The sequence below is a fragment of the Streptomyces sp. NPDC058240 genome (assembly GCF_042882135.1).
GTDB lineage: Bacteria > Actinomycetota > Actinomycetes > Streptomycetales > Streptomycetaceae > Streptomyces.
The window spans coordinates 77,501-91,580 of the sequence record NZ_JBHVWT010000005.1 but is presented as its reverse complement, the minus strand read 5'-3'; the positions used below and the strand labels follow the sequence as shown (position 1 = coordinate 91,580).

Sequence of the window (14,080 nt, the reverse complement as noted above, 5' to 3'; positions counted from 1 at the left end):
GGGGTCCGGGGGCGGAGCCCCCGGACCCACTACGCCGCGTCGCGGAAGCGGGAGGTGCGGTGGACCGGGTCCGTGTCGATCTTCGGGATCACGTGCTCACCGATCAGCTTGATCGAGTTCAGCGTGTCCTCACGGCTCACCCCGATCGGCAGCCCGAAGCTCAACTGGTCCGCCCCCGCCTGCTCCCACCGCTTGCACTGCCGCAGCACCTCGTCCGGATCGCCGCAGATCATCAGCTCCTCGGCGATCAGCAGCTCGATGATCTCCTCGGTGTACTCCGGGAGCAGCTCGGGCCACTCGGGTATGCCCTCGGGCCGGGGGAAGGTGTCGTGGTAGCGGAAGAGCAGCGACTGCAGATAGTTCAGCCCGCCGCCCACCGCGATCTCCACGGCCTTGGCGTGCGTCTCGGCGCAGATGGCCGTGGAGGTGACCATGACGTTGTCGTTGACGAAGTCCCCAATGGGATCGGCCTCCTTGACGGCCGTCTTGTAGGACTCGACGACCCACTCCATGTCGGAGACCTTCTGCACGCTGAAGCCCAGCACGCCGAGCCCCTTCTTTCCCGCCATCGCGTACGAGGACGGCGACCCGGCCGCGTACCACATCGCCGGGTGCGACTTCCCGTACGGCTTGGGCAGGATCTTGCGCGGCGGCAGCGACCAGTGCTTGCCCTGGAAGCCGACGTACTCGTCCTGGAGCCACATCTTGGGGAACTCGGCGATGGTCTCTTCCCAGATTTCCTTGGTGTGGTTCATGTCGGTGATGCCCGGCATGAACCCGAGGATCTCGTGGCTGCCGGCCCCGCGCCCCGTGCCGAACTCGAAGCGCCCCTCCGACAGATGGTCGAGCATGGCGACCTTCTCGGCCACCTTCACCGGGTGGTTGACCGGGGCGAGCGGGTTGAAGATGCCGGATCCGAGGTGGATGCGGTCGGTGGCGTGGGCGAGGTAGCCCAGGTACACGTCGTTGGCCGAGAGGTGCGAGTACTCCTCCAGGAAGTGGTGCTCGGAGGCCCAGGCGTACTTGAAGCCGGACTTGTCCGCCTGGATGACGTACTCGGTCTCCTCGATCAGCGCCTTGTGCTCCGCCCCGGGGTCGACCTTGGCCCGCGCGGCGGGCACGTACCCCTGTACAAAGAGCCCGAATTCCAAGGGGGTTCACCGTCCTCAATCATTTCTGACACTCCGTCAGATCGTTATGCGTCCGACTGTTCCACCGGCGCCTGCACCCGTCAATACCTGACACATCGTCAGGTCGACTCAGAACAGACTGACGCCCGCCAGCCATCCCCCGTCGATGACGAACGGCTGTCCGGTGATGTACGAGGAGTCCTCCGAGGTCAGGAAGAGCGCCAGCGCCGCCACCTCCTCCGGCTGCCCGATCCGGCCCAGCGGCACGAGCTTGCGGTACAACTCGTCCACCGCCGCCCTGGACTCCTCCGGGTCCGCGGCCGGGTCCAGCGCCGCCGGGTTGGTCATCGCGGTGTCCACGGCCCCGGGGCAGACGGCGTTGACCCGTATCCCCTTCGCGGCCAGCTCCACCGCCGCCACCCGGGTCAGCCCGAGCACCGCGTGCTTGGTGGCGGCGTACGCGCCCACGAACGCCATGCCCGTGAGCCCCGTGTACGAGGCAGTGTTGACGATGGTCCCGCCGCCCGCGGCCTCGATCTCCGGCGCGACGTTCTTGATCCCGAGGAAGGCACCCACCTGATTGACCTGCACCACCTGCTGGAACTCCTCCAGCGGCGTGGTCACCAGCTCGTTGAACCGGAGGATCCCCGCGTTGTTGACCAGCCCGTCGATCCTCCCGAAGGCGTCCTTCGCGGCGGCGACCGCGGCCTGCCAGTCCCCCTCCCGGCTCACATCGAGACGGACGAACCGGGCGACGTCCGCCCCCAGCTCCTCGCGTATCCCCTTGGCCAGCGCCTCGCCCTGCTCGTCGAGCACATCGGCGATCACCACCCGCGCGCCCTCCGCGGCGAAGAGCCGCGCCTCCTGCTCGCCCTGCCCGCGCGCCGCACCGCTGATGAGTACGACCCGCCCGTCCAGCTTGCCCATGGCCTGACTCCTACCTGTCGAGATGGGGTGCGACCTCGGCGGCGAACACCGCCATCTGGTCGGTCAGTTCGCTGCGGCTCCGGCTGCGGAACCGCACCTGGATCTGGTGGACGCCCATGGCCCGGTACGCGCGCAGCGACTCGGCGACGGCCTCCGGCTTCCCGGTGAGGGTGCGCCGCCCGACGGACCACTCCGGTTCACCGACGTACAGCGGCTCGGTGATCGCACCGATGACGATCGGGGTCCCGACCCCGGCCGCCTCCCGCAGTTCCTTCAGCCGGGCGATCTGCGCGGGCAGCTTCTCCCGCGGATCGCCCTGCGGCAGCCAGCCGTCGCCCCGCACGGCCGCCCGGCGCACGGCGGCCGGCGAGGAGCCGCCCACCCAGACCGGCACCCGCTCCTGGGCCGGCCGCGGCAGCTGCCCGAGGCCGGCGAAGGAGAACCGCTCCCCCGCGAACTCCGGGTACTCCTCCGGGCCGAGCGCCGCCTTCAGCGCGTCGATGGTCTCGTCGAGCACCCCGCCCCGCCCGTCGAAGTCCGCCCCGAGCGCCTGGAACTCCTCCGGCACGTGCCCGGCGCCGACCCCGAGGATCAGCCGGCCGCCGCTGAGGTGGTCGAGGGTGGCGTACTGCTTCGCGGTGGCCAGCGGGTGCCGCAGGCCGACGACGGCGACATGGCTCATCAGCAGGACCCGCTCGGTGATCCCGGCGAGAAAGGCGAGGGTGGCGACCGGGTCGTACCAGACGGTGCCCATGACCCCGGCGAGCCGACGGGGGATCGCGACATGGTCGCAGCTCGCCAGATAGGCGAAGCCGGTGCGGTCGGCGGTGCGGGCGATTGCGGCGAGGTCGGCCGGGGTGGCCGCCGCCTCCCACCCCTCGGCGTAGATGGTGCTCTGCGACTGGATCGGCAGCTGCATCCCGTACGACAGCGGCCCGGTGGGTGATATCGGCACCGTGCGGCCTCCTCCCGAGAAGATCTGACACACCGTCACGCGACGGGGCGCGGGGCCATCGTCGTACCTGACGCCGCATCAGACAAGGGGTGGGCGGCCGGGAAGGGGTCAGTCGCCCAAGCCCCGGAACAGGAAGTCGCCCTCGATCGCGATCCGGGTCGCAGGCTTGCTCCCGTCGCAGAAGTTCACGTCGTCGCACTCCCCGCTCCAGCGCGGCCGGAGGCGGAACCAACACTCGGCACGCGCCGATTCCGGCGGGCCGGGTCGAGTGTCGCCGGGTACGGCATCAGGGGTGCCCCAACATAATGATGGCGTCGACTGTTTCATACAACAACAGCCCCACAAGGGGGAGTTGGAATGCAGAACATGAACGGCGGGGGCCTCTTCATAGCTCTGGTGATCGTCGGCTTCGTGGTGCGACAGCAGCTGCGTGTCCGTCCCGTGCGGCGCAACGTCTCGCTCATCGTCCCGGTGGTCCTCGGCGTCCTGGGCGCCGCTCTGATCGCCTTGGGTATCGCCTCGGTCGTCAAGGACCATTCCCTGACCGCACTGTTCGTCGTCCTTCTGGTGGCCAGCCTGGCCGTCGCGGGGCTGTTCGGCGCGGTGCGGGCCAGGACCGTACGGATCTGGCGTGAGCCCCAGGCCGAGGTGCTGCGCCAGGGGGCGATGGCGACGACCGGACTGTGGGTCGCCTCGGTCGCCGTTCACACCGGGCTGGCGCTGTGGATCGACCACGCGGCCGGGACCGGATCCCTGGGGGCCGCGTCGCTGTACGCGTACCTGGCGATCGGCCTGGGCACGCAGAACCTCCTGGTACGCAGGCGCGCCGTCGCGCTGTGACCCCGCGACCGGAGCTCACCGCTGCCGCCTACAGCGGCACGATGACGAGGGCGGTGTCGTCGCTGAGCCCTGTCGACGGCAGCAGATCCGCCAGCAGGGCATCGGCGAGATCTTCGACCTCGGCCTGGGTTCCGCGATGGCGGGTCAGGGAGGCGGCCAGCCGGGAAAGGCCGGTGTCGATGTCTTCGTTCCGGCGCTCGATCAGGCCATCGGTGTACAGCACGAGGAACGCGCCCTCGGTGAAGGGCACCGTGGCCTGCGCCCAGGGGCCGCGGTCGAGGCGGGCGCCGAGCGGTGGGTCGGTGGCCCGGTCCAGGAACTCGACGTTGCCGTCACTCCACAACAGGGCCGGTGGCGGATGACCGGCGCTGCTGTAGGTGATGTGGCGGGTTTCCCAGTCGATGAGCGCGCTGGCCACCGTCGTGTTCTCGGCCCCTACGACGGAGTCGGCGTACAGCTCCAGGATCTCCAGGGCGCGGGCGGGGCCGCCGCAGGAGCGCGAGGCGGCGCTGAGCGCGCTGCGCAGTTGCCCCATGACGGTGGCCGCGGACAGTCCGTGACCGACCACGTCGCCCACGGCGACCCCGAGGCGGTCGCCCGGCAGGTCCACCAGGTCGTACCAGTCGCCGCCCACCTCCAGCGCGCGGACGGCAGGCCGGTAACGCACGGCCACCGGGTGATGCCCGATCGCACGCGGCGCGGGCAGCATGGCTTCCTGCAGGCTCAGCGCGACCGCGCGGGCCTGGATCAGTTCGGTGACGTCCGCCACCCGGTGCAGCAGCATCGCGACCCGTCCGTCCGCGTCGGGGACAGGGATGTTGGTGATGCTCCAGAAGCGGGCTTCCACCGTCCGGGGCCGGACGGTGATGCCCGTCGGGTCGAACCGCTGCAGCTCCATGGTCTCGGCCCTGCCGGTCCTCGCGACCCGGTGCAGGGACTCCCCGATGTTGCGCGCCACGGCCGCATTGGGATGGTTCGGCGTGTCGGCGTAGTCATCGGGCATGTAGTGGCCGATCACGCGCTCACGGCTACGATTGACCACGCGCAGCCACTCCTTGTTGACGTCCGCGAAGAACAACTGCGGAGTAAGGAGGGCCACCGCCCCCGGGAGTGCCTGGAACACCGCCCTGTAATCGATCTCTGGTTGCTTCATGACTGTCCCGCCTGGACACAGTGAGATCCCACTTACACCATGTCGGATTTACGCGGCACGCGCCTCTGGATGCCGCCGCGGCCGTGCCGTGCGGTCACACAGCGTGACGCGGAACTGATGGCGCTCGCCCCGCCGGCCGGAACGACCGTGGTGAAGGACTTCACCAACTGACCGGCCTGGCCCGAAGGGCAGTGGCATCAGCCCCCGTCCTCGACCCGGCCGGATCGACGACTCACGCCCCGATGAAGCGCACGGTCTCCGTCAGGTCCGCCCGGCCGGTGCGTAGCGGGGGCACGCCTTCGTCCTCGTACCCCACCGAGACACCGCAGAACAGCATGTGCCCGTCATCGGCCCCGACCACCTGGCCGACGGTCGTGTGGTACATCGACCACATCACCTGGGGGCAGCTGTGCAGCCCCTCCGCCCTCAGCAGCAGCATGACCGTCTGGAGGTACATCCCCAGGTCCGACCACTGCGCGGACCCCATCGTCCGGTCGAGGTAGCAGAACAGCACGACCGGCGCCCCGAACGCCCCCGCGTTCAGGGTGGCGATCTTCTTGGGGCGGTCGGGGTCGTCGCGCTCGATCCCGAGCGCCCGGTACCGCTGGGCGGCCGCGGCGGAAAACCGGTCCGTGTACGGCGAGGTCATGTCAGCCGGGTACATCGGGTACTCCCGCTCGTCCCCCGGGTCCCCCGCCAGCGCCCGAGCCGTCGTACGGCGCTTCAGCTCGGCCAGAAGCTCGCCGGTCACGGCGTACAGGTGCCACGGTTGGAGGTTCCCGCTCGATGGAGCCCGCGTCGCGGCGGCCAGCACGCGTTGGAGTGCGTCCACGGGCACCGGCTTGTCGCTGAACGCCCGCACGGCCCTACGGCTGTCCACGGCCTCGTACACGTTCATGGTGCTGTCACGCACGGCTTGACGGCCGGATACCAGAGCCGCGTGCTCGACGCAGTCGTTGTTCGAGCCGCTGTAGGTGCTCGTGTGCCAGGCCGCGGCCTCCAGTTCGGCAGCCGGGAGATCCAGTTCTTCGGTCATGGTCTGCTTTCCTCGATGAGGTCGCGAATGTACCGCCGGGACGCGGTCGGGGACAGTGCGGCCGCCGTCAATTCGTCCCACGCCTTCTCATACCTCTGAACATCCGCACGCTGCTCAAGCAACGTGCCACCAACGGCACCGGGCGTGGAACCAGTGCTGGCGCTCGGCTCCATCGACGTGGCCACGGCGCGTCGGCTGGTCGCGGCCCTGCGGTTCTGAATCAGGGGGCCGTCGGGATGCCCGTGTCGTGATCCGCGTCGCCCTCCGGGTCGTCCCCGCCGGTCGCCGCGCTCTCCGGGGGCGGGCTTCCGGGTGTTGCGGGGGCCGGGCCCTCCTCGCCCTCGTCGTCGTCCTCGTCGGCCTGTTCGTCCGGGGCGGCCTGGACGCCCACGCCCTGCGAGGACGTCACGTTCTGGTCGATCGCGCCCCCGCCGCCGTCGTGGTCGCTGCCCGCCGTGCCCTTGCTGAAGGGGCCCAGCACGTTGAGCGTGCGGTCCACCTCCAGCCAGGAGTCGGCGTTGGAGTTGTCGATGGTGATCAAGGAGGGCCCGTGGTGGGTCTCCATGCCGCCGTCCGGCGCGTCGGCCCAGGCGGTACCCGCGGCCAACTGGCCCTGACAGAGCGCCCCGAGTGCGATCACCAGGGCGGCCCGTGCCCTGGACTGGACGGTTCGTGCCATGTGTCCGTGTCCTTCTCTCGCTGTGGTTCACGTGGTGCCGGGGCCCCGTGGGGCGTGGGGGTGCGCCACGGGGCCCCGGCGTTCGGGCGGAGCGGACGCGGCCGGGCGCTCCCCCGCTCCCGGCGCGCAGTACGCGTCAGACGGTCACGGCCACGGGCTCAGGGGCCGGGTGATGCCTGCTGATGTTCTTCTCCAGCAGCTCCGTCGAACGCTGCACCCCGATCCCCTCGGCAGGCACGAACTCGGCGAGCCGCCCGTCGGACTGCTTGAGATCCGTCAGCGCGCTGTCGATCGCCGCGTGCGCGGCGAAGAGGCAGGGGGTGCTGTAGATGGCCACCTGGCACTCCAGATCGGCCAGTTCGGAGAGCGAGAGCCTGGGCGACTTGCCGCCCGCGATCTGGTTGAAGAGCAGCGGCTTGTCACCGACGACCTTCCGGATGCGCTTGATCCACTCGACGCTGCGCACTCCGTCGACCAGGACGACGTCGGCGTCCGTCTCGGCCAGCGCCTCGGCCCGGCGCAGGATGTCGGCCTCCTCCGTGGCGTCCGTGCGGGCGACGACCACCAGGTCCCGCCTGCTCTCCAGCACGAGGTTGAGCTTTTCCAGGTACTCCTCCAGCGGCAGCACCTGCTTGCCGTCCGCGTGACCGCACCTGCGGGGGCGCTTCTGGTCCTCCAGGATGACGCCGGAGGCGCCGATCCGCTCCAGTCTCTGCACCACGTGGCAGGCGACCTCGGGATCGACGTAGCCGTCGTCGATGTCGACCAGCAGGTGGTGGGAGGGGAAGGCCAGCCGCAGCCGCTCCACGAAGGCCACCATGTCCGGCCAGGCGATGAAGCCGATGTCGGGGAGCCCGTAGTGGGAGGCGGCGAAGCCGAATCCGGACACGAAGAATCCTTCGTAGTGCCGGGCCACCACTGAGGCCGAATACATGTCGTAAATACCGATGAGAGGAGTCGTTCCCGGGCTCCGGACTTCTTCCCTCAGCGCACTTCCATAATGCACAGCGGCTCCTTGCCAATGGGTCGTTGATTCGTGAAACGGGTGTGTCGTGCGGCCATCCGGTGACGCGGAATCCGGTGACATCGGGCCGAACACCCCCTGGAACACGGACAGTCGAGTGGGGGGCGCAGGTGTCGGCGGTTCAGCGGTTCACTGATGCGGCGAGTTCAAGAGCACCGCGCAAAGCCCTTCCTTGTGGAAGAGCGGGCGGCATCCCTGCCACGCGGGACGCAAATCTGCCCTCTTTACGAAGACGCGTATACCTATACAGAACATGACCGTGTCTTTACCTCGGGACACGCCGCCCTTTATCTTGTGTACGACACATAGCGGATACGCACTATTGCCCGGTTGACGGCATCGGAACTGCTGGAACGTTTCCCTTTCGGATCAGCCGGAAGGGAAACGACATGCCGCTGCCGCAGCAGAAAGACCTTCATCTGCTGCGGCAGCGGCCAACGGGAACTGTCCTGAAACCCTAAGCAGGCTCCTTTCCGCCCCCCTTCGAACTAGTCAGCTGGCGGGAATACAGACCGCGTACGACTGGACGGTCTGCGCGCCCGCACCGTTGTTGTACGCGGAGACGTGCCAGGTGTTGGTCGGGGTGTCCGGGTAGCTCGCGGTCCAGTGGATCTCATCGTTCTGCAGCTGGTTCACGGCACCTCCCCCGGTCAGCACGGTCCCGGCAGGGCAGGTAGCAATGATGTCCTCGACGCTGCCGCCGGCAGGCACGAGTGTGGCAGCGCTGGTTGCGGTCTGAGACGGACCGACAGGCCCCGCCGGGCCAGTGGCACCCGTGGCTCCCGTCGCACCGGTCGCCCCCGTCGCACCGGTCGCACCATCAGCACCATTGGTACCAGCCGCACCCGTCGGACCCACAGGACCCGTCGCACCGGTCGCACCATCAGCACCGTTGGTACCAGCCGCACCCGTCGGACCCACAGGACCCGTCGCACCGGTCGCACCATCAGCACCATTGGTACCAGCCGCACCCGTCGGACCCACAGGACCCGTCGCACCGGTCGCACCATCAGCACCATTGGTACCAGCCGCACCCGTCGCACCCGTCGCACCGGTCGCACCATTGGCACCGGTCGCACCCGTCGCACCGTTGGTACCAGCCGCACCCGTCGGACCCACAGGACCCGTCGCACCGGTCGCACCATTGGCACCGTTGGTACCAGCCGCACCCGTCGGACCCACAGGACCCGTCGCACCAGTCGCACCATTGGCACCAGCCGCACCGGTCGCACCGGTCGCACCGTTGGTACCAGCCGCACCCGTCGCACCCGTCGCACCGGTCGCACCATTGGCACCAGCCGCACCGGTCGCACCCGCAGGCCCGGTCGCACCGGTGGCACCATCAGTTCCGTTGGTACCAGCCGCGCCCGTCGGGCCGGTCGAACCGGTCGGACCGGTCGGACCGGTGGCGCCATTGGCGCCGTTGGCACCGGACGCACCCGTGGGACCTGTCACGCCCTGCAGACCCGTCGCACCCGTCGGACCGGTCGCACCAGTCGGACCGTGAGCACCGACTGCGCCGGACGCACCCGTGGCACCGGTCGCGCCCTGCAGACCCGTCGCACCCGTCGGACCGGTCGGACCGGTGGCGCCGTTGGCACCGTTGGCACCGTTGGCACCCGTGGGACCTGTCACGCCCTGCAGACCCGTCGCACCGGTGGGACCGGTGGGACCGGTCGTGCCGTGGGCACCCGTCGGACCCGTCGGACCCGTGGGCCCCGTGGGTCCGGTCGGACCGGTGGCGCCGGATCCCGGGAGGGTGTCGCAGTACGGCACGGCGGTCTGCGTGATGATGTAGCGGGCGCTCATCCAGCCGCTGCCGTTGGACAGCAGGTACCACAGCGAGTTCCCGCCCACGATCTCGCCGTTCACCATGCAGGCGATGAACACCGTGCCGCCGGACGGCACGCTGCCCACGATCGCCGACTGGGTGGTGGGGCCGCTGCGGATGTTCTGAGAGATCTGGGAGGTGACTGTCCCGGACACGCTGGCCGCCACCCGGCTCGCCATCACTCGGTTGGACGCCTGCGTACCGATGGGGTTCGGCGTTCCGTGAGCGATATCCATGGGACACAGGGCCAGGGTCATTCCCAGCGACATGGCACCCAGGATGGAACGGGACAGGACGTCCCGGCTTCTCGACATATGCATCTCGGTTTCCTTACCGGTTCTGCGTGGATCGGAGCCTGGACTGTGGCAGCCCATACCGGTCAATGGCATATGCGCCACGCCGGTCATCTACCGTCTGGATGCGGACCGCTCCCCTTGTGAGTGAGAACGGCTTCGGCCATCTGCCCCTATTTTCAGCCTGGTTAAGCCGATTGATCATTCCGGCCCGATGACGACGGTTGTGGCCTGCGCGGTCACTTCCGGTACAGCGCTTCGATCTCCTTCTCGAAGTCTCGCGCGATCGCGTCTCGCTTCGGTTTCAGCGAAGGCGTCAAATGGCCGCTCTCCTCGGTGAATTCCACGGGCAGGACGGCGAATTTGCGGATCGACTCCGCGCGGGAGAGGCGGCCGGTGTCCGGACTGGCCGGGGCTCTGGTGCTGTCCGGTGCGGTGCGTCGGGCCGGTGTGGTGCGGGCCGGTGCGTCAGGGGCGTTCGAGGACGGCCGTGACGCCCTGGCCGCCCGCCGCGCAGATCGAGATCAGCCCCCGGGACGGAGCGTCGCGCTCCGCCAGGAGCTTCGCGAGCGTGGCGACGATCCTGGCGCCCGTCGCGGCGAACGGATGGCCGGTGGCGAGCGAGGAGCCCGCGACATTGAGCCGGTCCCGGCCGACGGGGGCGAGGCCCTGCTTCTCCCAGGCCGCGAGGGTGGCCAGCACCTGGGAGGCGAAGGCCTCGTGGATCTCGAACAGGTCGAAGTCCTCGATGGTGAGCCCGGCGCCGCTCCAGCATGCGCGGTACGGAGTACGCGGGGCCATCAGGAGCCCGTCGTCGCCGTTCACGTGGTCGATGGCGGCCGTCTCGTACAGGGACAGGTAGGCGAGCGGCTCCAGGTCGTGCGCGCGGGACCATTCCTCGCTCGCCAGGAGTACGGTCGCGGCGCCGTCGGTGAGCGGGGTGGAGTTGCCCGCGGTCATCGTCGCGTCGGGGTGGTCGGTGCCGAACACCGGCTTCAGCGTGGCGAGTTTGCCGGCCGTGGAGCCGGGGCGGAGGTTCTGGTCGCGGGCCAGGCCCCGGGAACGGGACGACGAGGTCGTCCAGGAAACCGCGCTCGTACGCCGCCGCGAGCCGCTGGTGGCTGGCGTCGCTCGTGGTGTCGGTGCCGCCCGCGATGGCCGAGTCGATCGCCCCGAGCATGATCTTGTTCGCGGCGGTGACGACCGCCTGGAGGCCGGTGCCGCAGGCCTGTTGGATGTCGTACGCAGGAGTGCGCGGGTCGAGTGCCGAGCCGAGCACGGTCTCGCGGGCCAGGTTGAAGTTGCGGCTGTGCTTGAGCACGGCACCCGCGACGAACTCGCCGACCCACTGCCCCTGGAGTCCGAACCGCTCCACCAGGCCGCCCAGGGCTGCCGTGAGCAACTGCTGGTTGGAGGCCTGTGCGTACGGGCCGTCGGAGCGCGCGAACGGAACGCGGCTGCCGCCGATGACCGCGACCCTGCGGAGCTGTGGAAGTTCGAGGGGGATCATCTCGACCAGCTCCTGACTCCTGAGTAACCTTACCCTGGAGTAAATCCACGACCGAGCAGGGAGTCTGGACAATGGCCGACCGCTATCTGCACTTCACCGGCACAGCACCCGGCCGTTTTCTGACCCGGCGGCTCGGACTCCCGCAGCCCGCCCCGCTGCGCCGCTGGTCATGGGAGACCCCCGCCCTGGACGGCCCGCTGCTGCACCTCACCGCCGGGGACTCCACGGTCACGAAGGAGCTCGGCGCGCTCCTCGCGGCCACCTGCCTCGAAGTCACCGGGCGGGCCGACCGCCCGGCCGGGATCGTGCTGGACGCGACGGCCGTCGTCACTCCCGGCGGGCTCGCCGGTGTCCACGCGGCGCTGCACCCGGTAGTCCGCTCCCTCGCTCCGGGCGGGCGCGTCGTGGTGCTGGGGGTGCGCCCGTCGGCCGACGACCACCATCAGGCCGCCGCCCAGCAGGCGCTGGAAGGATTCGTGCGCTCACTGGGCAAGGAGATCGGCAGGGGCGCCACCGTACAGCTGCTCCGTATCGCACCGGAAGGCGTCGCCGGGGCCGAATCCACCCTGCGCTTCCTGCTCTCGTCCCGCTCCGCGTACATCAGCGGCCAGGCGATCGAGCTGACCTCGGCCGCACCCGACCCGGTCGCCGACCGGGCGGCCCCGCTCGCCGGGCGCACCGCGCTGGTCACCGGCGCGGCGCGCGGCATCGGCGCCTCGGTCGTCGACGTGAACCTCGACAGCGTGCTGCGCACCACGGACGCCCTGCTGAAGGCGGGCACCGTCAACCGCGGCGGCCGGATCGTCGCCACCGCCTCCATCGCCGGCATCGCGGGCAACAACGGCCAGACGAACTACGCGGCCAGCAAGGCGGGCATCATCGGACTGGTCCGCGCACTGGCCCCGCGCGCCGCTGCCGACCACGGCGTCACGGTCAACGCGGTGGCCCCCGGCTTCATCGAGACGAAGATGACCGCAGCCGCCCCCCTCTTCATCCGGGAAGCGGGCCGCCGGATGAACTCCCTCTCGCAGGGCGGCCTCCCGGTCGATGTCGCCGAGACGACCGCCTGGTTCGCCCAGCCCGCCTCGACGGCCGTCAACGGCCAGATCGTGCGTGTCTGCGGCCAGAGCCTGCTGGGGGCGTGACCCTGTGCCGAATCTGAACGTGTCACTTGCACGGGCAACTGTCACGTCCCCGTTCAAGAGGGCCGGCCGCCCCGGCGCCACGCTGCCCGCCGACCGGGCCATGCTTCCGGCCGCACCGATCACGGCCGGCCCGCTCGCCTCGTACCGCCGGATCTGTGGCTTCACCGAGCCGGGCACGCTGCCGCTCACCTACCCGCATGTGCTGGGCTTCCCGCTCGCCATGCGGCTGATGACCGCCCGGAGGTTCCCGCTGCCGGTCGTCGGGCTCGTCCACACCTGGATCGAGATCACCCGGCACCGGGTGCTGCACCCCACGGACATGCCTGAACTGACGGTGTACGCCCAGGAGTTGACACCGCACCGGCGCGGCACCGAGGTCACGATGACCACCGAGGCACGGCTGGCGGGCGAGCTGGTCTGGGAGTCCCGCAGCGGCTACCTCTCCCGGCACGCGAGAAGCAAACCACCGGCAGAGCGTCCGTCCGGGCCACCCGGGTCGGCGCACGGCACCCCGGCCGCGGAGCTTACCGCCGTCGCCGAGTGGCGGCTGCCCGGCGATCTGGGACGGCGTTACGGCGCCGCCTCGGGCGACCGGAACCCCATCCACCTGTATCCGCTCACCGCCCGGCTCTTCGGCTTCCCCCGGGCCATCGCCCACGGCATGTGGACCGTCGCCCGCTGCCTGGCCGAGTCACCGCGGCCCGACGAAGTCCATTGGGTACGGGCCGACTTCAAGGCCCCCGTCCTGCTGCCCGCCACCGTCACCTACGCGGCGGACGCCACCGGCTTCCAGCTGCGCGGCACCGGCCGGGTCCACCTCACCGGGCGGACGGGCTCGGCGGCTGCCAGGGACGGCCGTTCATAAGGTTCTCCAGACCCGCCCAGGAGAAGTTCATCAGGGTGGCCGCGGCCTCCTTCGCCGAGACGCCCGGGGTCTCGTTCGCCCACCCGGCGAGCGACTCCGCGGCCCCCACGAGCGCCTGCGCGAGCCCCGACACATCGCGGTCGGGCAGCCCCGGATCGTGGTGCGCCTCGCGCGCCGCGGCCCCGATCAGCTCCGTCACGAAAGCAACGATCTCGTCCCGCATCGCCGTCACCTCGTTGGCGAACGGCTCGCCGTGCGTACGCGCCTGGCGGTGCAGCACCGCCCAGCCGTCCGGGTGCTCCGCCGTGTGCGTGAAGAACGCCCGCAGCCCGGACCACAGTTGCCGATCGGCCGGAAGCCCCGGCTCCGCCCCCGCCCGTACCGCTTCGACCAGCGCTTTCGCCTCGCGCCGGATGCAGGCGGTGAAGAGTTCTTCCTTGGAGTTGAGGTACAGGTAGACGAGCGGCTTGGACACCCCCGCCAGCTCGGCGATCTCGTCCATCGAGGCGGCCCGGTACCCGCGCTGGCCGAAGATCTGCACGGCGGCGTCCATCATCTGCTGCTCGCGCACGGCCCGCGGCATCCGTTTGCTCTTCACAGCACCCACGTCGACTTCCTCCCGCCCCCGCCGCACCACTCCCCGGTAAGAGTACGGCGCGGGTCTCCTCGGCGACGTACAGCGCTCCTGCCGA

Annotated in this window: 15 protein-coding genes and 2 pseudogenes; 4 read left to right on the top strand and 13 right to left on the bottom strand. The window is 70.1% G+C overall.

Translation table 11 applies throughout. The features are described 5' to 3' along the window. Positions 1–29: 29 nt before the first annotated feature. The 3 genes from ACFVX4_RS12410 to ACFVX4_RS12400 all read right to left on the bottom strand — a co-directional run bounded on the left by ACFVX4_RS12410 (position 30) and on the right by ACFVX4_RS12400 (position 3,012). Positions 30–1,151: an LLM class flavin-dependent oxidoreductase gene (locus ACFVX4_RS12410; protein ID WP_389975099.1), complete on the bottom strand. Its 1,122-nt coding sequence runs from the start codon at positions 1,149–1,151 to the stop codon at positions 30–32. Between the two features lie 108 nt (positions 1,152–1,259). After that, entirely contained in the window at positions 1,260–2,057 is a 798-nt protein-coding gene (locus tag ACFVX4_RS12405) for an SDR family NAD(P)-dependent oxidoreductase (RefSeq protein WP_389975096.1), read from the bottom strand. Positions 2,058–2,067: 10 nt separating this feature from the next. Continuing rightward, positions 2,068–3,012 (bottom strand): LLM class F420-dependent oxidoreductase, encoded by a 945-nt coding sequence (locus tag ACFVX4_RS12400; protein WP_389975093.1) that lies wholly within the window; start codon positions 3,010–3,012, stop codon positions 2,068–2,070. A gap of 357 nt (positions 3,013–3,369) precedes the next feature. Here ACFVX4_RS12400 and ACFVX4_RS12395 point away from each other — a divergent pair, with 357 nt between their 5' ends. Then, positions 3,370–3,852: a hypothetical protein gene (locus ACFVX4_RS12395; RefSeq protein ID WP_389975090.1), complete on the top strand. Its 483-nt coding sequence runs from the start codon at positions 3,370–3,372 to the stop codon at positions 3,850–3,852. A gap of 28 nt (positions 3,853–3,880) precedes the next feature. Here the strand turns inward: ACFVX4_RS12395 and ACFVX4_RS12390 are convergent, their stop codons facing one another. Then, on the bottom strand, positions 3,881–5,005 hold the full coding sequence (locus tag ACFVX4_RS12390) for a PP2C family protein-serine/threonine phosphatase (protein WP_389975087.1): 1,125 nt from the start codon (positions 5,003–5,005) through the stop codon (positions 3,881–3,883). Positions 5,006–5,044: 39 nt separating this feature from the next. Between ACFVX4_RS12390 and ACFVX4_RS12385 the strand changes: the two genes are divergently transcribed. Continuing rightward, complete coding sequence (locus tag ACFVX4_RS12385) at positions 5,045–5,176, top strand: hypothetical protein (RefSeq protein WP_389975084.1); 132 nt, start codon at positions 5,045–5,047, stop codon at positions 5,174–5,176. A 61-nt stretch (positions 5,177–5,237) separates the two neighbouring features. Here ACFVX4_RS12385 and ACFVX4_RS12380 read toward each other — a convergent pair whose 3' ends face one another. The 8 genes and pseudogenes from ACFVX4_RS12380 to ACFVX4_RS12345 form a co-directional block, all read right to left on the bottom strand. Next, positions 5,238–6,041, bottom strand: coding sequence for a nitroreductase family protein (locus ACFVX4_RS12380; protein ID WP_389975081.1), 804 nt, complete (start codon positions 6,039–6,041; stop codon positions 5,238–5,240). After that, positions 6,038–6,226 (bottom strand): Scr1 family TA system antitoxin-like transcriptional regulator, encoded by a 189-nt coding sequence (locus ACFVX4_RS12375; RefSeq protein WP_389975078.1) that lies wholly within the window; start codon positions 6,224–6,226, stop codon positions 6,038–6,040. The genes ACFVX4_RS12380 and ACFVX4_RS12375 overlap by 4 nt, the downstream gene beginning before the upstream one ends. A gap of 35 nt (positions 6,227–6,261) precedes the next feature. Beyond that, entirely contained in the window at positions 6,262–6,720 is a 459-nt protein-coding gene (locus ACFVX4_RS12370; RefSeq protein ID WP_389975076.1) for a hypothetical protein, read from the bottom strand. A 136-nt stretch (positions 6,721–6,856) separates the two neighbouring features. Then, entirely contained in the window at positions 6,857–7,726 is an 870-nt protein-coding gene (locus ACFVX4_RS12365) for an oxaloacetate decarboxylase (RefSeq protein ID WP_389975072.1), read from the bottom strand. A 510-nt stretch (positions 7,727–8,236) separates the two neighbouring features. Then, positions 8,237–8,380 (bottom strand): hypothetical protein, encoded by a 144-nt coding sequence (locus ACFVX4_RS12360; RefSeq protein WP_389975837.1) that lies wholly within the window; start codon positions 8,378–8,380, stop codon positions 8,237–8,239. A 1,215-nt stretch (positions 8,381–9,595) separates the two neighbouring features. Beyond that, positions 9,596–9,754, bottom strand: a pseudogene (locus tag ACFVX4_RS12355) (hypothetical protein); the annotation flags it as partial. Positions 9,755–10,336: 582 nt separating this feature from the next. Continuing rightward, positions 10,337–10,921 carry a hypothetical protein gene (locus tag ACFVX4_RS12350; protein ID WP_389975776.1) on the bottom strand — a complete coding sequence of 195 codons (585 nt, stop codon included), beginning with the start codon at positions 10,919–10,921 and terminating at the stop codon, positions 10,337–10,339. Between the two features lie 115 nt (positions 10,922–11,036). Continuing rightward, positions 11,037–11,378, bottom strand: a pseudogene (locus ACFVX4_RS12345) (acetyl-CoA C-acyltransferase); the annotation flags it as partial. Between the two features lie 71 nt (positions 11,379–11,449). Here ACFVX4_RS12345 and ACFVX4_RS12340 point away from each other — a divergent pair. Together ACFVX4_RS12340 and ACFVX4_RS12335 are read left to right on the top strand one after the other, a co-directional pair. Then, positions 11,450–12,523 carry an SDR family oxidoreductase gene (locus ACFVX4_RS12340; protein WP_389975069.1) on the top strand — a complete coding sequence of 358 codons (1,074 nt, stop codon included), beginning with the start codon at positions 11,450–11,452 and terminating at the stop codon, positions 12,521–12,523. Positions 12,524–12,527: 4 nt separating this feature from the next. Continuing rightward, complete coding sequence (locus ACFVX4_RS12335) at positions 12,528–13,388, top strand: MaoC/PaaZ C-terminal domain-containing protein (protein WP_389975066.1); 861 nt, start codon at positions 12,528–12,530, stop codon at positions 13,386–13,388. On the opposite strand, the gene ACFVX4_RS12330 is transcribed toward ACFVX4_RS12335, so the two are convergent. Continuing rightward, positions 13,342–13,971 carry a TetR/AcrR family transcriptional regulator gene (locus ACFVX4_RS12330; RefSeq protein ID WP_389975774.1) on the bottom strand — a complete coding sequence of 210 codons (630 nt, stop codon included), beginning with the start codon at positions 13,969–13,971 and terminating at the stop codon, positions 13,342–13,344. The two genes, ACFVX4_RS12335 and ACFVX4_RS12330, sit on opposite strands and share 47 nt — an antisense overlap. Positions 13,972–14,080: the final 109 nt, after the last annotated feature.